Below are 20,740 nucleotides of genomic sequence, written 5' to 3'. Positions count from 1 at the left end.
AGTGTAATATAAACAGCTTTAGGGGTTTAATAATTCATTGAAGGTGAACAATTCGTCCAACCGAACCCCTTTTTCGGTATGTTTCAAAGAACAAAGCTCATTATGGGCATCATGCTCAAAAAATAGAATGTAATTGTTGTCTGCGGCTTCATTTAAAAACACCGCTTTTTCTTTAAGGGTCTGTAATGGTCTCATATCATAACCCATTACATATGGCAAAGGGATGTGACCAACCGTTGGAACAAGGTCGGCGACAAAAACCAGGGTCTTTCCTTTGTATTGGATTAAGGGCAGCATTTGCTTTTCAGTATGCCCGTCAACAAAAAGAACATCAAATCCAAGCTCGCAATTTTTAATAAAATTGGAATGGTCTCTTTGAATGAAGTTCAACTGACCACTTTCTTCCATGGGGAGCAAGTTTTCTTTTAAAAAAGAAGCTTTTTCACGGGCGTTGGGATGAATGGCCCATTCCCAATGGTCTTTGTTCGTCCAAAAACGGGCATTCTTAAATGCTGGTTCATATCCAGTCCGGTCAGAATTCCATTGAATGCTTCCACCACAATGGTCAAAATGAAGGTGGGTCATGAAAACATCAGTGATGTCATCCCTATGAAAACCCAATTTTTGTAGTGAACCATCTAATGTCTGGTCGCCCCATTGGTAGTAGTAGCTGAAAAACTTTTCAGATTGCTTGTTTCCCAGCCCGGAATCAATCAGAATCAATCGATCACCATCTTCAATAAGAAGACAACGTGCCGCTAGGTCGATCATATTGTTGGAATCTGCGGGATTTGTTCTTGTCCAGAGCGACTTTGGAACCACACCGAACATGGCCCCACCATCTAACTTAAAATTTCCAGTCTCAACGGGATAAAGCGTCATTTGAAAAGCAAAGGACGCGCAAAATAAGAAAACCTAGACAGTTTGTCTTTAAAATGGAATTATTATTGGCCCTTTTTTAACAAAATAAAAAATGGAAGAAATCGCTTTGATTTACAACAGATCAAGCAAGAATGCACCAAAAGATTGGAAGAAAAATCCTATTTTAACCAAAAATTGACCAATGCTCGAACTGGCTGGAATTATTATTCTTGGAATCATAGCACAATGGGTGGCTTGGCGTCTGAAATTACCGGCCATTTTACCTCTTATTTTAATTGGGCTTTTGGTCGGGCCAATTGCAACTTTGTACACTGAGGATGGTTCTAAATTGATAGAACCTATTTGGAACGGAACCAAGGGGCTTTTCCCAGGTGATGGATTGTACTACTTTGTTTCGTTGGCAATCAGCATTATACTTTTTGAAGGTGGTCTGACCTTAAAACGGGCCGAGATTGCGACTGTAGGACCAGTAATAACCAAACTGATTACCCTCGGCACTATAGTTACCTTTTTTGGGGCTGGCGTTGCGGCTCATTACTTTTTTGAGTTGTCTTGGCAGATTTCGTTTTTGTTTTCTGCACTCATTATCGTGACCGGACCAACGGTTATTGCTCCCATATTAAGAAACATTCCCCTAAAGAAAGATGTTTCCACGGTTTTGAAGTGGGAAGGCATACTCATAGATCCAATAGGGGCCTTAGTGGCGGTCCTTGTTTTTGAATTTATCAGCGTAGGTGAAGGCCAGGCATTTACAAAAACGGCACTTATAGAGTTTGGCAAAATCTTATTGTTCGGAACAACCTTCGGGTTCACCTTTGCACACGCCTTGGCATTTGCCATTAAAAGAAACTTTATACCACATTACCTATTGAATGTCGTTTCATTATCGGTAGTGCTGTTGGTTTTTGTGGAGTCAGATTTGTTTGCACATGAATCTGGGCTTTTGGCTGTTGTGGTAATGGGAATGGTTTTAGGAAATATGAACTTACCCAACCTTAAAGAACTATTATATTTTAAGGAATCGTTGAGCGTACTCTTGATATCCATTCTTTTCATCTTGTTGGCTGCAAATATCAACATCAGTGATATGGAATTGGTATACAATTGGAATTCTGCAATGCTATTTGCTGTGATTGTTTTCATCATCCGACCTCTGGGCGTATTTATAAGCACGCAGGGTTCAAATTTGAAGTTCAACGAAAAACTATTTATTGGTTGGGTGGGTCCTCGCGGAATTGTAGCTGCTGGTATTGCATCGCTATTTGGCTCTAAGCTGCTGATAAAAGGAGAACCAGGAGCTGAGTACATTACCCCATTGGTTTTTATGATTGTTTTGGGAACAGTTTTGCTGAATGCCACCACAGCGCGTTTTTTTGCCAAGGTTATTGGGGTCTTCCTTAAACAATCTGATGGTATCCTAATAATAGGGGCTTCTAAAGTATCTCGACTTATTGGCAATTACTTGAAAAAGAATGGTAGACACGTAGTGCTTATTGACAACAATCAAACGAATGTGGATAAGGCCAAAAAAATAGGTTTGGAAGCCTTGGTCGCCAACATTTATTCGGATACACTAACGGACAACATAGAATTAAATGATGTTGGTTATTTAATTGCCTTAACGGGAAATACAGATATCAACACCTATGCATTGGATAAGTTCGAGAAACAATTTGGCGAGAACGGAGCATTCCGTTTGGCAAGTACGGAAGAAATCAACCATCCGGAAAACTTGCCTGCCAATGGTCTTTTCTCTCCCACATATGATTTTATAAAATTTACGGAAACTTCTGAAAAATACCCATCTATCCAAGAGGTGGACATTAAAGATAAGGCGCATTACGATGCACTTATCGAAACCGCAAGCGAAGATACCGATATTGTACCCATCTTCACCAAGTCTCCAGATGGAAAAATAGATATCATGCCTTTGAACTACAAAGAGTTTAATCCCAATGGAGAAGGATTTAAGTTAGTGTATTTAGGAAAGGTTTTCGAGCTAGAGGAACAGGTTTCCTAGTCCGGTTCAAGCAGGCACCACATTTTCTTGTCTCTTCACAACAAGTTTTAGGCTTAAAAAGATTTGATACGGTTATTTGTCTTCGAAAAACATTTAACCTCTAATCTTTTTGTAATTATGAAAAAAATAATTTTTGCTCTTGCAATAATTGCCTCTATTGGTTTCACGGGTTGTTCCGGTGATGATGATGGTGATGGAAACACAAGAAATTGTAGTATTCTAGGGCTAGTCCCCGCCACTTTTGTTGATAATGGAGATGGAACAGCAACCATTACGGTTGAAGGAGAATCTGATGTTGTTGATTTGGATGGAGTTCCTTTTGAAACGTTTACTGACCAAATATGTAGTGGTGATTTGGAATTGGATTTTGGTTTGTAATTAACTATAATATCCAAAATCATTTAAGGGGTGCCTTTTTTAAAAAGGCACCCCTTTTTGTTTCATTCAGAATGATGTTCATAAATTGAAAATCATCAATTCATATATGGCATTGGTCAATTGGAAAGGTTTCGAGGTTAAAAAAACCTTTGTTTTGAAGTTGTGTTTAAACTAATCATTCAACTTTAAAACAGCCATAAAAGCTTGCTGCGGAATTTCAACATTGCCTACTTGACGCATTCGCTTTTTCCCCTTTTTCTGCTTTTCAAGCAGTTTTCGCTTTCGGGAAATATCACCCCCATAACATTTGGCGGTAACATCTTTACGAAGTGCCTTGATGGTTTCCCTGGAAATAATTTTGGAGCCAATGGCGGCTTGAATCGGAATGTCAAATTGCTGTCTGGGAATAAGCTCTTTAAGTTTTTCGCACATTTTTTTACCAATGGTCTGCGCATTATCAAAATGAACCAATGCGGATAAGGCATCAACGGGCTGGGCATTCAGCAAAATATCTACTCGGACCAGTTTGGAGGTTCGCATGCCTATTGGGGCATAATCGAAAGAAGCGTAGCCTTTTGAAACAGTTTTCAATCGGTCGTAAAAATCAAAGACGATTTCTGCGAGGGGCATATCGAAGGTAAGTTCAACCCGCTGTGTGGTTAGATAGGTCTGATTGGTTATTTGACCTCTTTTTTCAATACAAAGCGACATTACATTGCCCACAAAGTCCGATTTCGTGATTATTGTTGCCTTTATATAGGGTTCTTCTACACGGTCCACCGTTGAAGGGTCTGGCAAATCAGAAGGATTGTTCACAATTAAAGCCGTTTCCCGATCTTTGGTGGTGTAGGCGTGATAGCTCACGTTGGGTACTGTGGTGATGACCGTCATATTGAACTCACGCTCCAGACGTTCCTGAATGATTTCCATATGGAGCATCCCCAAAAATCCACAACGGAAACCAAAGCCCAGTGCTGCACTACTTTCAGGAGTAAAAACTAAAGAAGCATCATTCAACTGAAGCTTTTCCATTGAAGAACGTAGCTCTTCAAAATCTTCGGTATCCACAGGGTATATACCCGCAAAAACCATAGGTTTTACGTCTTCAAATCCTTCAATGGCATTTTGGGTCGGCGTATTGGCATCGGTAATGGTGTCTCCCACCTTTACCTCTCTGGCATCTTTAATTCCAGTAATCAAATACCCAACGTCTCCTGTAGAAATTTTGTTTTTGGGAATTTGACTAAGCTTTAAGGTGCCTATTTCATCAGCAAAATAGTCTTTACCCGTAGCCACAAACTTAATTTTTTGTCCTTTCCTGATTTCGCCGTTTACAACCCTAAAATAAGTTTCAACTCCTCTAAAAGGATTATAAACCGAATCAAACACCAAAGCCTGCAAGGGCTCCTCAAGATTTCCTTTTGGTGCGGGCACCCGTTCAATAATCGCGCTGAGAATATCTTCAATTCCAATTCCGGTTTTGGCACTGGCGGGAATTACTTCATCTGGGTCGCACCCCAATAAATCAACAATATCATCCGTAACTTCTTCGGGATTGGCACTGGGCAGATCCACTTTGTTCAAGACTGGAATGATTTCCAAGTCATTTTCCAAAGCCAAATACAGATTGGAGATAGTTTGCGCTTGAATACTTTGGGCAGCATCAACCACGAGCAAAGCGCCTTCACAAGCGGCAATAGAACGGGAAACTTCATATGAAAAATCCACATGGCCAGGAGTGTCGATAAGGTTTAGCACATAGGTTTCACCCTGGTATACATATTCCATTTGGATTGCATGGCTTTTTATAGTGATGCCACGCTCCCTTTCCAAGTCCATATTATCCAAAAGCTGATCTTGTTTCTCTCGCTCCGTTACCGAACCAGTAAAATCCAGTAAACGATCGGCCAGGGTACTTTTACCATGATCAATATGTGCAATTATGCAAAAATTCCGAATCTTCTTCATATCAAAAAGGGGCACGTTGTAAAACGTTTCAAATCAACTGCAAATATAGACCTTTTAACTCCCAGACCTCTATTTTTTGTGAGAATGCAATCATAGCATTGGGCATGACTCTAAAATAATTTACTAGATTTGATATTCAACCCCATTTGTGAATGAATCGCTCCACCTCGGTTTTTTGCATTACTTTCTTTACTTCTATTTTATGTTGGGGGCAAACCTATAAGATTACGGGAAAGGTAGTGGACGAAGAAAACAAATCCATTGCTTTTGCCAATGTTTTATTGCTCCGAGCAGCAGATTCTACCTTTGTACAAGGAACATCTACCGACGATACCGGAAGATTCATTCTGCAAGAAGTACAACCGGAATTATATCTTCTTCAAGCAAGCTACATTGGAGTTGGGTCAATTCCGAGAGGTTTGGATGTTACCGCTGATGTTTCTTTGGGGGCTTTGATCATACCCTCTAGCACTAATTTAGATGAGGTAGTGGTTACTGCAAAACGACCCACAGTTCAACGCCTTACCGATAGATTGGTGTTTAATGTGGAGAACAGTGTTATATCACAAGGGAGTTCTTGGGATATATTGCGAAGTACTCCTGGCGTAATCATGAATCAAGAAGAACTTCAGATTAGAGGACAAACCGCGACAGTGTATCTTAATGACCGCAAGGTTCAACTATCAAGTCAAGAAGTGCGTGATTTGCTTCAAGGGTTCTCAGGAGCGAATATTAAATCTGTAGAAGTGATAACCAACCCCTCTGCGAGGTATGATGCAGAAGACGGCCCTATTTTGAATATTGTAACTAGCAAAGCCATATCACCTGGATACAAAGGAAGCATCAATGGAAGTGTTACCCAGGCCGTATTTCCAAAGTATAGTTTTGGAACGAGCCATTACTACAAAACGGAAAAATTGAATCTCTTTGCGAACTACTCCATCAATCCAAAGAAAGAAATTAGAAAAACAGACAAGGGGATTAACTTTATCAATGAACAGAACAATGTCTTTTCGATTTGGGATACTGAGTATGAGCAAGTGGATAATTCCATACCTCAGAATGCCAACATCATCTTGGACTACGAACTGGACTCAAGAAATAGTTTGAATCTGACTTCAAACTTAGCCTTTAACCTTGACCAGAGTAGAGAGAATCAGTTAGAGAATGACATTTTCAATGCGCAAGGCCAAGTGGATTCCACCTTCAACACCTTGAGCAACACTAATTTGGACAATACTAATTTGGCCGTTGACCTTACCTATGAACATAAATTGAAAAAAGAGGGAGCAAAAATATCTTTCAATGGGCACTACACGTATTACGATGGAAGTTCATTTCAAAGCTTGAACTCTACCTATTTTGATGGAACGGGGAGTTTTTTAAGGGATTTTGGCTTCAACGCTGATGCGGCACAAGACATCCAAATTTATACCGGGCAGGCAGATTATTCCTCTCCTTTAGGCCAGGGTTCAATTGAGGCTGGGCTTAAAATATCTTCCATTGACTCTGAGAGCCGACTTGCTTTTTCAGATTTCACAGGTTTTAGTGATACGGTTGATGAATCATTGTCCGATGTTTTTGTGTATGAAGAAAATGTCTACGCGGCATATTTCAGCTGGGTAAAAAATTGGGAAAAGTGGTCTATGAAACTTGGAGTCAGGGGCGAGCTCACAGACGCATCAGGCACGTCCCTCACTTTAAATGAAATCAACAACCAGGATTTTTTTGAACCGTTTCCTTCAGTCTATATTTTATATTCCCCTTCCGAAAATCACAGTTTTGCTTTTGATTACGGAAGGAACGTTGTGCGACCTAAATACAATGACCTGAACCCCTTTCGGTTCTTTTTCAATGAAAATGATTTTGAAGAAGGAAATCCAAGGTTGTTCCCAAGCTTTTCCAACAACTTCAATTTGAATTATACACTGAATAGCGAGTTTTTCTTTGACATTTACTACAGGGATAATGGCGAAAATATAGCTGACCTGGTTTTTCAGGACAATACAAATCTAACCCTTAGAGAGCTCAAGCAGAACGTTACAAGAAGTAAATCCTACGGTCTGGATTTTACGGTGAGTAAAGGTGTTTTACCATTTTGGTTTTTATATGCATATACTTCTATTTTCCACGAAGAAGAGACTTTTTTAGCTGTAGAAAGTGGAAATCAAGAGTTCACAAATGAGGTGGATGGAGTGTATGGGTATCTGGCAAATTATCTTACCCTTTCCAAAGATGGAACTTTTACAGGAGAGGTGACCATGACATACCTCTCCAAGTTTTTATTTGGTTCCTACATTGCGGACGAACAACTAAATCTTACCCTAGGATTGCGTAAGTCACTTTTTGACAATAGAGCTTCCATTTCTTTGGCCGCTGAAGACCTTTTGGAGCAGTATATCCCAACATACCGGTCTCGCTATCTCAACCAAGATAATTTTTATAGAAGAAGGCCAGAGACTCAATTTATCCGTTTTGGCTTCACCTATAATTTTGGAAATTTTAGATTGAACGATAACCAAAGAGGTATTGATAAAAGGGAAAGAGACCGTTTGAAAAGCGAATAACTACCTGATTTTCTTTGATTTTGTATTTTTGCGTTCCAAAAAACAAAAGAATTGCCAAATATTGCGCACATAGAACTCCCAGATTTTCCATTGCTATTGGCTCCGATGGAGGATGTAAGCGATCCCCCGTTTCGGGCACTCTGCAAGGAACAAGGTGCTGATGTGGTCTACACGGAATTCATTTCTTCAGAAGGTTTGATAAGAGATGCCGCAAAGAGCGTCATCAAATTGGACATCTACGAGAAGGAAAGACCTGTTGGTATTCAGATTTTTGGTGCAGAGCTGGACTCCATGCTCCAAGCAGTGGATATCGTGGAAAAATCAAACCCGGATATCATCGACATCAACTTTGGCTGCCCTGTAAAAAAAGTGGTATGTAAGAACGCTGGAGCAGGTATTTTGCGGGACATACCATTAATGGTAAAATTGACCAGTGAAATTGTAAAACGCACCAAACTCCCTGTAACAGTAAAGACGCGTTTAGGTTGGGACCAAAGCACAATCAAAATTGTTGAGGTAGCAGAGCGTTTGCAAGATGTGGGCATACAAGCGATATCAATTCATGGGCGAACCAGGGTCCAAATGTACAAAGGTTCGGCGGATTGGAAACCTATTACTCAGGTGAAAAACAATCCTAGAATGCATATTCCAGTATTTGGAAACGGCGATGTAGACTCTCCTGAAGCTGCGGTGAGAATGCGAGATGATTTTGGCCTTGATGGGGCCATGATTGGACGAGCAAGCATTGGGAATCCTTGGTTTTTTAATGAGGTTAAGCACTATTTTGAAACAGGCGCACACTTAGAACCACCAACCATGTCAGAACGAGTAGAGGCTGCTCGAAGACATTTACAGATGGCCATAGATTGGAAGGGTGAAAAATTGGCTGTTTTCGAAACACGTCGTCATTACACCAATTATTTTAAAGGAATCCCCCACTTTAAAGAATACCGAATGAAGATGGTGACCAGTGATGATGCAGCAGATGTCTTTGCTGCTTTTGATGAGGTGCAGGAGAAATTTGGCGACTATCAGTTCGCCTAGGCTTCAATTAGTTTTCTGGAAATTCGGCTACTTGCTATTTTGGACGAGATGAACCCCAAAACGACTATAGTCGCTAAAACCACAATCAAATTCCCAAAATTAAATTCTACTGGGTAGGCAAGTGACGGGGTGATTTTTAGCCAACCCAAAGCGATTTGACTTCCAATAAGAAGACTTCCAATAAACACGCCAATCAACCCGCCAAGGGTGGTCAGAAGTAGCCCTTGAATAAAATAGACAGAACGAAGTTCTTTAATTGTGGCCCCCAAACTGAATAAGGTCTTTGAATTCTGCTGCTTGTCCAAAATCATCATTATTATGGCTCCAACAACATTGAACAAAGCGATAATTAAAACCAAGGTAAAAATCAAATAGGTGGCCAGGTTTTCAGTGTTGAGCATTCGATATAGCGTGCCGTTCAATTGCTGACGGTTCAATAAAAGCACTGTATCTCCAAGAACAGCTTGAATATCATTCTTCACATCATCTAAAGATGAATCAGGTTTCAACTTAAAACTAACGCCTGAAACCTGCGTACTGTCCTTTTCCAGTAGTTGTTGAACCAAATTGAGGGTAGTGAATACATATTTTTTGTCCAGATTTTCTTCCACTGCATAGACACCACTTACCACAAGGGGGAGTTGGTTATAAGGTTTGGTGTTGATGCCTTGTTGCGATAGGGAGCCCTTACCAGGTTTTGGAACAAGAACCGACATTGGGCTTTGGTAGTTGTCCAGTGGAATCCCCAAGAGATTGTAGATTCCAATCCCGATAACCGCATTTTGTTCTATTACACCCCAATTCCCAAAATATAAGGTACTATCTACCCCGGTTACGGAACGATAATTTCCGTCAATACCTTTTATATAAGCAATCGTACTTTTGCCCCTAAAATTAAGGTAAGCATGCTCCTCCAGTTCTTTTGAAAAAGAAGCTAACCCTTTTATTTCCCCCAATTGGCGCTCTTTGTTTGGATTAATTGAGAAATGCTTTCCAGTAACCGGTAAGGCCTTAAGGTCGGAATCAAAAGAATTGGTAAAGGATAGACTAAAGGTTTTTAATCCTGCAAATGCGGATAGCACTACAAACAAAGCAGCAGAGCCAATTACAATGACCAAAAACGTTATGAAGTTTATAATATTAACTGCGTTCTGACTGCTTTTTGACCTCAGATAACGTTTGGCGATGTAAAAGGGAAAATTCAAAATCAGGATTTCTTGCGTTTATCCAGTAAATCCCTATTTTCAATGGGGTTTTCCTCTCCTTTCAAGGATTTTTCAATTTCATCAATATAATCTAAAGAATCATCTAAGAAAAAAAGAAGCTCCGGCACCCTTCTTAATTGGTTCTTTGTGCGTTGAGCCAACTCATGTCGAATCAAGGTCTGATTGGACTGAATGCCTTTTAGTAACTCCCCGTCCTTATCATTAGGAAAAATACTGATGTATACTTTTGCAATCGATAAATCCACAGTAACATTTACCTTCGTTACCGAAATCAAAGTGCCCTGCATTCCTCCATCAGTTGCAGCACGCTGAAGGATGTCTACCACATCTTGTTGAATGATTCCCGCTATTTTACGCTGTCTCTGTGATTCCATAATGCAAAATAACGGAATTAATGACGAACCTCATGAGTTGATACATAAACTGTATGTAATTTTGAATCGAAAAATTTAAGCGTTCATAAAGCATGGAAAAAATAGAGCATTTGGGAATTGCAGTTAAGGACTTAAGCAAAGCAAACATTTTGTTTGAAAAATTGTTGGGAGTTCCACATTATAAAATGGAGGAAGTTGCCTCCGAAGGAGTTAAAACCTCGTTTTTTCAATCGGGCCCAAATAAAATTGAGTTATTGGAAGCCACAAATCCAGAAAGTCCCATTGCCAAGTTTTTGGAAAAAAAAGGAGAAGGAATCCACCATGTTGCTTTTGCTACTGAGGACTTGGAAACCGAAATGAAGCGATTGGAAAGGGAAGGCTTTGTTGTTTTGCCAGGGTTCCCAAAAAATGGGGCAGACAATAAAAAAGTAGCATTTTTGCATCCCAAAGGCACTAACGGAGTCTTAATAGAACTATGCCAAGATATTAAGTAGGTATAGAGGGGTTAAAAACCTTGCGGTGTAGAAAAATAAATACTAATATTGCATCCCCTTCAAGGGAGGTCCTATAGCTCAGTTGGTTAGAGCACCTGACTCATAATCAGGGGGTCCCTGGTTCGAGCCCAGGTGGGACCACTGGGAAATTTTAAATATTCCCTAAAAGCCTGAAAATGAACTGTTTTCAGGCTTTTTCATTTTTATTGATTTCATATAAAATCATATGAAATCAACCGTTCTGGTGAGTGATTCGGTGAGTACTTTTTTATTCGCAAAAATGCCACCCAAACTATGTTAAAGAATTGATATTCAATTCTTTGTTCGGATTTGCAAGTGATATTAATAATCCAAAAAGCATAGTTATGGAGGCTAAAAACACATTTTCCATCCTTTTTTACCCAAAAACCAGTGATTCCGATAAGCAGGGAATGTCCCCTCTTTTCCTTCGAATCACAGTTGATTCCAAGAGGGCCGAACTCAGTCTAAAAAGGAAAATCAAACCCAAGGACTGGTGTCCGATTTCCAACAAGGTTATCGGAAACGGGCAGCACATAGATGAGATCAATTATCATTTAGACGACCTAAAGGTTCGCATCCGACGAATCCAGGCAGAGTATGTTTCACAAGGACAACCGTATTCTGCGGTTACCATCAAGAACAAACTTTTAAATAAGGGAAGCAAAATCAAAACTGTGCTTTCTATTTACGATGACCATAACGATAACATGCAAACTCTATTAGGAGTCGAGTACACCTATAGCACTTATCGAAGGCACATTAGAACCCGAAACCACTTGGAAAAGTTCATTTATCAGGAATATGGCGGGAAAGACCTATTCATTACCAATGTGGATTTAAAGTTTGTCACTGGTTTTGAGCACTACTTGAAATTGAGCAAAGCAGGAAGTCATAATACCATTGTCAAGTATGTGACCAATTTCAAGAAAATAGTTCGGATAGCTCTTGCCAATAGTTGGATGAAGACAGACCCTTTCTATCACTGGAAAGCAAGATGGAAGAAAACGTACCGTGAGGTGTTGACGGAGATTGAGTTACGATTGTTGATTGAGAAAGAATTCAAGTCCACTCGATTGGAACGGACAAGGGATGTTTTTGTCTTTTGTTGCTTTACGGGCTTGGCCTATATCGATGTGAAAAATTTGGGTGAAGAGAATATCCATAGCATAGGGAATAAAAAATGGATAAGGATTCTGCGGACTAAAACGAAAGTACAAAGTACTATTCCTCTTCTGCCTATAGCGGAAGCAATCCTTGAGAAATATAGAGTGTCAGCAATTGGGCAAGTGGGGGAACGATTGCTTCCTGTTTTAAGCAATCAGAAGATGAACCAGTATTTAAAAGAAATATCGGAAACGTGCGGGATTAATAAGCGAATGACATTCCATTTGTCACGACACACATTTGCTACTACGGTCACTTTGTCCAATGGAGTACCTATAGAGTCCGTAAGTAAAATGCTGGGACATCAATCCATGCGGACTACCCAGATTTATGCTAAGGTGCTTGACCACAAGTTGAGCAAGGATATGGAACTGGTAGCAGGAAAATATTAGCAATGGTTTTATCCCAAATCTTACCCTTGGCTTTTGCACCTGGTTCCTTCGGAATTTTTCCAGTGTTCGGGAAGAAAAGCGTTAAGGGAAAATTTCATAGGGTACAACTTACTTTTTGGAATTTAAGGCGGGTTTCATGTATTCAAAATTAGGAATACAAAGTAGACCTGATTTGAATAGCGAGAGGGTAACGCGCTAAAGCGACGTTACGTTTCGAAAATAAATTATAATATGTTGATTATCAATATATTATAAATTAAATAAACAGGAGAGAAAAATTTGAAATTGTAACAATTGGGCCTACAGCCTTTATAAACACGGCTTTAGATTGTAACAATTGAATGGTAAAAATGAAGAAAATGGATGGATTTGGGACAATACGATTACATCATAGAACTATTAAAAGGTTTAGGCGATTTTCAAGGAAAATAAAAAAGTCTTATTCCGAAACATTAGAGTCGGTAATGGACTTTTTCGAGTGGCACGGAATTTCACCATCAAGTAAGTTTCCAAAACGAGTCGATGAAGATGGTGAAAAGACCCGCAAACGAATTAATGCTCTGATAGCCATTATTCGAGATATTGAAAAGACACAGACATTGCCTACTAACACAATGCTACTGGCACTTTTTGGTCAACATGAAATTGTAAAAAAGCGAAGAGAACCTAAACGGGTTGAAAAGAAGTTCCAAAAAATGACAAAAGAAGAATGGAACAAGTTGGAGGGAATGATTCCGAAAGAACGATTAAGCCAATTAGAGGAAAAATATAAAGGAGAAAAAGAAGAGGTTTTACAGTTCCTTTCAAAAGTTAAATTGGTGAAGCCGAGGTTTGGGAATTCGTATTGGACAATTGATACCAATGCTACTGAATTGGGACTTCTTAAAAAAAGAATGAGAAGGGATTACTGAAAAATAGTGCCTCGCTCAGTAGTATTAGTTTGTGTAAGTATTTGGGACACTTGCAGCTCGAAACCTAGTTTCGCTCGCTTTCATTCAAAATTTTTGCGATTAAACTCCTTAGAGATGAAGTTTCCTTCCATGTAAAAAGCCGTTCTTTTGTTTTTCCGGAGATTTTTAGTCCATTGGAATACCGTAACTCCAAAAATATTTCTAGCAATTTCTTAACGCCTCTTATGGGGGTTTCACTCATTTTGCCAATTGCAGCATTCAAAAGAGTAAATAGATGCTCATTGTGTCTTTTGGAAACGTTGAACAAATTGGAGGTTAAGAGATCTGTAAATCGTTTTAATGGAGCATATTCGCCTGACTCTAATTTACCAAGTATTTTACCCAATAAAACATTGTCAATATTTCCTTCCGAGTTCGTTTTTATCCACAATTCGGCGGCAAGTTCTCTTGAAACTTTATCACTGCACAAAAGACCAGTGGCCAAGAAAAGATAAGTGGTCTCCGTATAATCGCTACGATGCCATATTTGATATAAGCCTTTAAGTAAATTGCCCATGTTTTTTTTGCTTGTCTCATCAGAAAAAGTTGATTCCTTTAAATTATGATGTATTACATGGCTTAGAAATGAACTTGGGTTATTGGGTGATATGAGGAGGAATTTTAAATCATCATGAGGCTGAATTGTAGTGTAGTACTGTTGTTTTTTAAAAAACATGTATTCATAAATACTTTCTACTTTAATCGGTTTTTTATTAGTATTAAATATGCCTTTGATACTGGAGATTAGAGAAACAGGCTCTTTCTTTTGTGGGTCGAAATTTTCTAATTTCAAGTGCTTTCTGACCATTTTCTTTTCAACATTTTTCCCTTTGACATAATCATATTGTGTATAGTAGTAATCACTCAATTTGCAGTCCCAATCGTATATACCGATTTCTTTTACCAATGTATTGGAAAGGTACTCTTGAAAATATGTGATTTCTGATTTGATGTTTCTAGATAGCACACTTTGAATCCATAAATATGGTTTGTCTAAGCTAACTTCAGCCAACTCTATTAACCCGAAATGGTATTTAAGAATGTCTTTCATCGTCTTATCAGCTATAGCTTCAATTCGTACTGAAATATCTGGCGGGACTTCGCTTAATAACAGTCGTCCCAAGGCAATTTGAAAATCATATAAGTCCGATTGTTCATCATGCTGCTCATACAAAAGAACACGGTCAATAAATATAGAAGGATCGACCCAACAAGGACTATGTGTTGGCGTGGACAATAATTCTAGACTTAGATTTCTAGAGATATACGATTTTGATTTAATGAATAATTGATGGTGAATTTGGTAGATATAATCAGGAATAGGTTGCTGTTCTATTTCCTTTAAATTCTCTTTATAATGTGAGCTGAAGAATCTATCCTGTTTAAGTTTCTGTATTTTTTGGTTTTTAGTTTTTTTGAAGCTTTCGAGTTCGACGGGATATTTCTTCATCAGAATTTCCGCAAAATCATTTATATAATATGCTGCTTCTGCTTCTAAGTTTCCTATTTGGCTATTCCATTCAGAATTCATCGATAGGTCAAAGGCACGCTTAAAAATAGGTTCTAGCTTAGAGACATTTTCAGCATTCAATAGAACATTTAGTTTTGGCAAATAACTTAGGAGTAAGTCAATATGAAACACTTCATTATTGTCAATGACTTGGCTAACAAAGAAAATCAGTTCATCTAAGGATTCATATTTTGGCAACCTGTTTTCTTCGGTTAAAAAATTCACCTCAACAATCGCTTCTTCATGGTCATCGACTAAATCATTAGTGTTTAAATATTCTTTTAATACCTCCTTGGAGCTATGGAATAAATTATCTGAATACAAGCCTATGTCATCTAATAATTCTTGCTTCTTCTTGTCTCCGTATTTCTGAATAATCTTTGCGGCTCGCAACTGTATTTTTTCATCAACGTTGATTAAGGCTTCAGCCGCCTTTTTACATACAGAGATTTTAACGGTTTTATGCGCTTTGACAATTTTCTCTAAAATCATCAATGTCGAATTCACTACAGATTTTGTTTCAGAATTCAATAAAATGGAGGCATTTTCAATGAACACTTTGAACCTGAACTTTTTTTGGTCGGCAACGGGTTTAAAATATTTGAGAACCGTATTTATAACTTTTGAATGTGGAGAATTTAATGCCGCAAATAACTCACTTTGAAGTGCCAATACCTCATCAAGTGTTGGATTCAACTTAACTAGCAAATCAAAAAACCAACCACTTAGTGTCTTATTGAAGCCTTTGGTTGAAGAGTATATCGTTGCTATTAAAACCTTTTTTCTGTCTAATTTTTTCTCTTGGATTAAATTGGCAATAGTATCAATCCAAATATCATTCCCCCCCTTATAATTCTCTAAACCTAAATAGTTATAATAATTGTTAATAGTTGATTCTTCCTCAAACATCATCCATATATGCTTTTCCAGAGTTTCTCTGTAATTAAGCAGTACTTCAGGTTTGTAGTGGCTTATTCGTTTGCTATCCTTCCATTCATGCTCGACCAAAGCATCAGGTAATTTGTTTAATACTAAGTTAGATGTAGGTTCCAACAAACCATCTTTGTAAAGCCGCATCATTTTATCATACGATAAACCCCATGGCATTTCTTCATTAATTAAATCACCAAACCATTTTGGTGTATACCAAGGAATGATATTATTTAGATAATCATCCTTGATTGACAGGTGGCTTATGCCAAAAAAAGCTTTTTTTGCATCTGTTTTATTAAAACAGACATAGCATGCTTTTTCTACCAAATCTCTCTGCACTTCTGAATACTTATGCTCATAGGTATAGGAAATCCCACCCTTGTATTTGGTCTCAATACTATTCGTGGCAAAAATCTCTTCTTTATATTTTTTTAAAAAGGGAGTTAGCTCTCGTTTATCATTAGAGGTCAACTTTTTTAAAAAAGGAAGAATATCCTGTTCTTTTACGACAATATTTTTCAGTTCTTCTTTTAGCATATTAGCTATTCTTTACTTTTTTCTTAACGGCCAAAATATGTTTGCAGATTCCCCTTTGTCCTTGGTTTTTGCTATACCATGTACAAGTGCATTTTTCCATAGAAGCATTTAAGACGACATAATGATAAACACCACTGCCTTCAACTCTCGCTTCTATATTATCGCCTTTTCTTGAAGTAATAGTGACCTTACCCTCTTCTAGAAGCTTTTCAGCACCTTTTAATCTAGGGTTCAAAGCCAATATCCTTTCCAATTTGAATGGCAGTCTTCTATAAAAGAATCCATTTTTAGCTAGGTCATAACCTAGTAACCCCATGGCCGACAGTTTGGTTGATAGTTTTTCTATTTTGGAAATATCAATTCCCTCCTCAAAAGACATAAGAGCAGGATTAAATTCTTGGTTGGTATAAGAGTAGTTGTCGAATGCTTGAACAACAGTATCGGGAAGGTCTTCTATTAAGGATTCAAGAGCAGCTCCTTCACCAGAAAACCCTCGCCAAAAATCCCTAGAAACAGAAAAAATAAAGTTTAGCTCATCAAAACAAAGAATAAAGGTGACGGATTGCATATCCTTATGTGGGTATATCTTAAGTTCATTGATTAAGGGAATTAAGGGTTGCAGCAATTTTAACCGATGTATTCCGCCAATGCATACCGTATTGCTGGACTTTAAAGGACTGAACAAGTATTTGTTTCCTCTTTTAATTAGAAAATAATCTGTTTTGATCTTTCCCGTTGGAATTGTCTTGAATAACTGTAGTGCTTGAATTCTATTTAGTGTATAACCGAAATCGGATTCGGAGAAATAGTGCTGTACAGTGGTTAAGCCTTTAATCCATTTTGACGGTAAGGGTACCTTACGTTCAATGGTACTCTTCCCGTCCTTATGAAACCCAACTTCCTTTTGCCCGACGGATAGTACTAGATTATCATTCTTTTTGATTTTCCCTAATTCTGAAATCAAAGGGGTGTTGAAGTCGACGTTAGTTGTGCCATTTTCAATGAATTCTCCATCTTGACCACCTTCAAGCACATTGACCCTGGCATATACCCCTGCACAGTGGGAAAAGCCTTCAAACCTAATCTGATTGTTTCCAGCAGTAACTATGGGATCTTTTAATAAAGCCAATTGAAAGGGCGAAAGATTGAAACTGGATTGGACAGTGTTGGAGAGCGTTATAAGACATCTAGATAGTTCATAGGGGTTGTTTAGTCTGCCCCAAAAAAAACATGGAGAACTTCCCTTGTGGACTTCATTGAACTTAGACAATAAGAGATTCTCATTGCCTTTTTCATTAATTAGGCTTGATGGTAAAGCATATTGATAGTTAAGGGTATCTGTAGCCATGGAATACGGTTGGGATATTAGTTTTTAAAATTGATAGTACAACTTTCTGCCAATGATTTCTTCTAAAATAGAATAATATTTTTTCAAAAAAACCTTGGAAGATATAATATACTAAGATGAAACGCGACACGCCTACTTTTCTTATTTTTGTGTAAACTATACACATATTATGGAAAGTGCTATTAAGTTGACTGTGGATGCCGTGGTGTTCGGGTATGACTCCGGAAATATATCGGTTCTTTTAGTGAAGCGGAAATTTGAGCCGTTTAAAAATGCATGGGCACTTCCTGGGGGCTTTGTCTTGGAGGATGAGAGTTTGGAAGAAGCAGTAGAACGAGAGCTATCTGAGGAAACTGGAGTTAAGATAAATTACCTTGAACAATTATACACCTTTGGTGGGATTGGGAGGGACCCCAGGGGAAGAGTGGTTTCCATCGCCTACTTTGGATTGGTGAAGCCGAATGCATTTAAGTTGACTGCTTCAACAGATGCCAAAGAAGCCAATTGGTTCAATATTGAGAAGTTGCCTGAATTGGCATTCGATCATAAAAAAATCTTGAATATTGCAATTGAAAGGTTGCGAGGAAAAATCACTTATGAGCCTATTGGGTTTGAATTGCTGGACAAGAAGTTTCCTTTTTCTGATCTAGAAAAACTGTATACCACCCTTTTGAATCGTGAAATTGATAGAAGGAATTTCAAAAAGAAAATCAACAGTCTTAAAGTTCTGGACGAGTTGGACGAGAAGGTTTCCGTGGGCCCAGGAAGGCCTGCAAGCCTTTTTAGCTTCAACAAAAAACGTTATTTCCAGTTAAAAAAAGAGGGTATTATTTTCGAAATCTGATAATAGCTCATTCCACATAAATTTAATTTGCGTAAAAAAAACACAAAATATCTTGTGTGGTTCAAAAACACACTTTATATTTGCGTAATAAATACACAAATTAATTCTAAAACCAGTTATTATGTTTGGAATAAACTATATCAAATTCGATTCAATGAATTATGTCATCCATTTTAAAAATGGAAAAACAAAAAAAGAAGGTAGGGGACTTTCTTTCTTTTATTTTGCCCCTAACTCCTCCATAGTTTCCATTCCCATGGAAAGTAAAGACTTTCAGTTCATTTTTAAGGAGACCACGAAAGACTATCAAGAAGTTTCCATCCAAGGGCAGATAACCTATAAGGTAAAAGACCCAAAACAATTGGCTGAAGTACTTGACTTCACTGTTGACAGTAAAGGGTACTATATCAAAGATGACAATGAGAAAATTCAACAACGAATCATCAATGAGGCCCAAACTGCGAGTGCTGGAGTGATACAAAAGTTAAGTCTTAAAGAAGCGTTGCGTCAATTACAGCAGATAGAAACGCAGATAATGGAGAGTGTTCAAAACTCTAAAACCGTACATATGCTTGGCCTTGAAATATTGAGCGTAAACGTTTTGGGTGTGACCCCTAACCCTGAAATGGCCAGGGCATTGGAGGCTCAAATGCGGGAATCGCTCCAAAAAGAAGCGGATCAAGCCATTTATGAACGAAGAAATTTTGCTGTGGAGCAAGAGCGTATCATTAAGGAAACCGAGTTGAATACAGAAATCGCTGTCGAAGAAAAACAAAAACAGATTGCTGAAAAGCAAATGGAAACCGAATTGGTGAAACAAGAAAATGAACAAAAACTCAAAGAAATGGATATGGCTTCCAATATCTCTTTAGAGGACAGCAAACAGCAACTTATTGACCTCAGAGTTGAAAACGAAAAGAAAGAGGCCGATGCTAAAGAGTATGTTTTGCATGCCAATCTACGCCCTTATAAGGAATTGGACTGGAAGACACTCATGGCCATCAATTCTAAAGGTATTGACCCAAGAAATCACATTGCCCTTGCCTTTAGGGAATTGGCCGAAAATGCTGATAAAATAGGCAATCTCAATATTTCACCAGATTTATTGGAGTCTATCATGAGCACGAAGACGGCCTAATATGGAATTGGATAAAATCATCATTGTTAGAGATAAGACAAGGCTTGAGCAACTTATAGAACGTTTTAATTCAAAAGCCCAGGCCAAGTTTTATCTCGAACGCTCAGGAGAGGATTTTGGTTTTTACGAACAAGAGCACAACACCTTTTACGCTTCACTTACCCATGTTCAAAAAGCAATTTCCCCTTTGTTTAAGAGTAAGGTTCTTTTTCGCTCTTATTTGCCAACGTACATGTTCGCTGAAGGGGATTTGGTCGTGGTCATTGGTCAAGATGGCTTGGTTGCCAATACAGCCAAATATGTAAATGGACTTCCTATAGTAGCTGTAAACCCAGATGAGGAACGTTACGATGGTGTTCTGTTGCCCCATGGTCCGCAAACTTTGTTACCTGCAATTAAAGGTTTTCTTAATGGGACTTATGAATCAAAAAAAGTCACCATGGCTAAAGCTACCATGAATGATGGACAAACGCTATTGGCCTTTAATGATTTTTACATTGGAGCAGCTTCGCATGTTTCTTCACGGTACAACCTTGAATTCAAAGGAAAAAGGGAAAGCCAATCTTCCAGTGGTATTTTAGTGGCTACCGGAGCTGGGTCAACGGGCTGGATCAGTTCTGTTTTTAATATGACTAACAATATCAACCAATACTTTTACAAACAAAAAAGGGCGTTCAATGCTAATTTGGGGTGGGAAGATGACAAATTAATATTTGTAGTGAGAGAACCCTTCCTAAGTAAAATGTCCCAAATAGATTTGGGGTATGGAACAATTGCCAAAAACCAGCAGCTAAAAATTGAATCAAAGATGCCTCAAAATGGCGTTGTCTTTAGTGATGGTATCGAATCTGACTTTTTAAATTTTAATTCAGGGAGTACTTTAGAAATAGGAGTCTCCAAAGAAAAGGCAAATTTGATTATTTAAAACAAAAATATTTGTAGTCCTACAA

The 20,740-nt window shown here is 38.3% G+C and carries 16 protein-coding genes and 1 tRNA gene; 11 read left to right on the top strand and 6 right to left on the bottom strand.

Annotated elements, in window-relative coordinates; genetic code table 11:
* Positions 1-18 precede the first annotated feature (18 nt).
* Positions 19-882, bottom strand: a complete 864-nt coding sequence (locus ACOKFD_RS12145; RefSeq protein WP_422858166.1) for an MBL fold metallo-hydrolase — start codon at positions 880-882, stop codon at positions 19-21.
* 181 nt (positions 883-1,063) lie between these two features.
* Between ACOKFD_RS12145 and ACOKFD_RS12140 the strand changes: the two genes are divergently transcribed.
* Together ACOKFD_RS12140 and ACOKFD_RS12135 are read left to right on the top strand one after the other, a co-directional pair.
* A complete protein-coding gene (locus ACOKFD_RS12140; protein ID WP_298996206.1) occupies positions 1,064-2,902 on the top strand; it encodes a sodium:proton antiporter in 1,839 nt (612 codons plus the stop codon).
* 117 nt (positions 2,903-3,019) lie between these two features.
* Positions 3,020-3,280: a hypothetical protein gene (locus ACOKFD_RS12135; protein WP_298996208.1), complete on the top strand. Its 261-nt coding sequence runs from the start codon at positions 3,020-3,022 to the stop codon at positions 3,278-3,280.
* A 171-nt stretch (positions 3,281-3,451) separates the two neighbouring features.
* On the opposite strand, the gene lepA is transcribed toward ACOKFD_RS12135, so the two are convergent.
* Entirely contained in the window at positions 3,452-5,248 is a 1,797-nt protein-coding gene (gene lepA, locus ACOKFD_RS12130) for a translation elongation factor 4 (RefSeq protein ID WP_422858165.1), read from the bottom strand.
* A 152-nt stretch (positions 5,249-5,400) separates the two neighbouring features.
* Between lepA and ACOKFD_RS12125 the strand changes: the two genes are divergently transcribed.
* Both ACOKFD_RS12125 and dusB read left to right on the top strand, forming a co-directional pair.
* The gene (locus ACOKFD_RS12125) at positions 5,401-7,815 is read left to right on the top strand and encodes an outer membrane beta-barrel protein (RefSeq protein WP_422858164.1); all 2,415 of its coding nucleotides are present in this window, start codon (positions 5,401-5,403) and stop codon (positions 7,813-7,815) included.
* 51 nt (positions 7,816-7,866) lie between these two features.
* A complete protein-coding gene (gene dusB / locus ACOKFD_RS12120; protein WP_422858163.1) occupies positions 7,867-8,859 on the top strand; it encodes a tRNA dihydrouridine synthase DusB in 993 nt (330 codons plus the stop codon).
* Here the strand turns inward: dusB and ACOKFD_RS12115 are convergent.
* Positions 8,856-10,064 carry an ABC transporter permease gene (locus tag ACOKFD_RS12115; RefSeq protein WP_422858162.1) on the bottom strand — a complete coding sequence of 403 codons (1,209 nt, stop codon included), beginning with the start codon at positions 10,062-10,064 and terminating at the stop codon, positions 8,856-8,858. The genes dusB and ACOKFD_RS12115 overlap by 4 nt on opposite strands.
* A gap of 2 nt (positions 10,065-10,066) precedes the next feature.
* Positions 10,067-10,459, bottom strand: a complete 393-nt coding sequence (gene rbfA, locus ACOKFD_RS12110; RefSeq protein WP_422858161.1) for a 30S ribosome-binding factor RbfA — start codon at positions 10,457-10,459, stop codon at positions 10,067-10,069.
* Between the two features lie 92 nt (positions 10,460-10,551).
* On the opposite strand from rbfA, the gene mce reads away from it, so the two are divergent.
* From mce to ACOKFD_RS12090, 4 genes are all read left to right on the top strand, one after another.
* Positions 10,552-10,953, top strand: coding sequence for a methylmalonyl-CoA epimerase (gene mce / locus ACOKFD_RS12105; protein ID WP_422858160.1), 402 nt, complete (start codon positions 10,552-10,554; stop codon positions 10,951-10,953).
* Positions 10,954-11,020: 67 nt separating this feature from the next.
* A tRNA-Ile gene (locus tag ACOKFD_RS12100) sits at positions 11,021-11,094 on the top strand.
* Positions 11,095-11,318: 224 nt separating this feature from the next.
* Entirely contained in the window at positions 11,319-12,530 is a 1,212-nt protein-coding gene (locus tag ACOKFD_RS12095; protein WP_422858159.1) for a site-specific integrase, read from the top strand.
* Positions 12,531-12,880: 350 nt separating this feature from the next.
* Entirely contained in the window at positions 12,881-13,441 is a 561-nt protein-coding gene (locus ACOKFD_RS12090; protein WP_422858158.1) for a BfmA/BtgA family mobilization protein, read from the top strand.
* A 64-nt stretch (positions 13,442-13,505) separates the two neighbouring features.
* Here ACOKFD_RS12090 and ACOKFD_RS12085 read toward each other — a convergent pair whose 3' ends face one another.
* Together ACOKFD_RS12085 and ACOKFD_RS12080 are read right to left on the bottom strand one after the other, a co-directional pair.
* A complete protein-coding gene (locus tag ACOKFD_RS12085) occupies positions 13,506-16,460 on the bottom strand; it encodes a DUF6493 family protein (protein WP_422858157.1) in 2,955 nt (984 codons plus the stop codon).
* A 1-nt stretch (position 16,461) separates the two neighbouring features.
* Positions 16,462-17,808, bottom strand: coding sequence for an SWIM zinc finger family protein (locus ACOKFD_RS12080; protein ID WP_422858156.1), 1,347 nt, complete (start codon positions 17,806-17,808; stop codon positions 16,462-16,464).
* Positions 17,809-17,977: 169 nt separating this feature from the next.
* Here ACOKFD_RS12080 and ACOKFD_RS12075 point away from each other — a divergent pair, with 169 nt between their 5' ends.
* From ACOKFD_RS12075 to ACOKFD_RS12065, 3 genes are all read left to right on the top strand, one after another.
* A complete protein-coding gene (locus ACOKFD_RS12075; protein ID WP_422858155.1) occupies positions 17,978-18,652 on the top strand; it encodes an NUDIX hydrolase in 675 nt (224 codons plus the stop codon).
* Between the two features lie 154 nt (positions 18,653-18,806).
* Positions 18,807-19,790 (top strand): SPFH domain-containing protein, encoded by a 984-nt coding sequence (locus tag ACOKFD_RS12070; protein ID WP_422858154.1) that lies wholly within the window; start codon positions 18,807-18,809, stop codon positions 19,788-19,790.
* 1 nt (position 19,791) lies between these two features.
* A complete protein-coding gene (locus ACOKFD_RS12065; RefSeq protein ID WP_422858153.1) occupies positions 19,792-20,715 on the top strand; it encodes a sugar kinase in 924 nt (307 codons plus the stop codon).
* Positions 20,716-20,740: the final 25 nt, after the last annotated feature.

The sequence above is a fragment of the Flagellimonas ulvae genome (genome assembly GCF_049333175.1).
Taxonomy (GTDB): domain Bacteria; phylum Bacteroidota; class Bacteroidia; order Flavobacteriales; family Flavobacteriaceae; genus Flagellimonas.
This window is presented reverse-complemented; position numbering and strand designations above follow the sequence as displayed.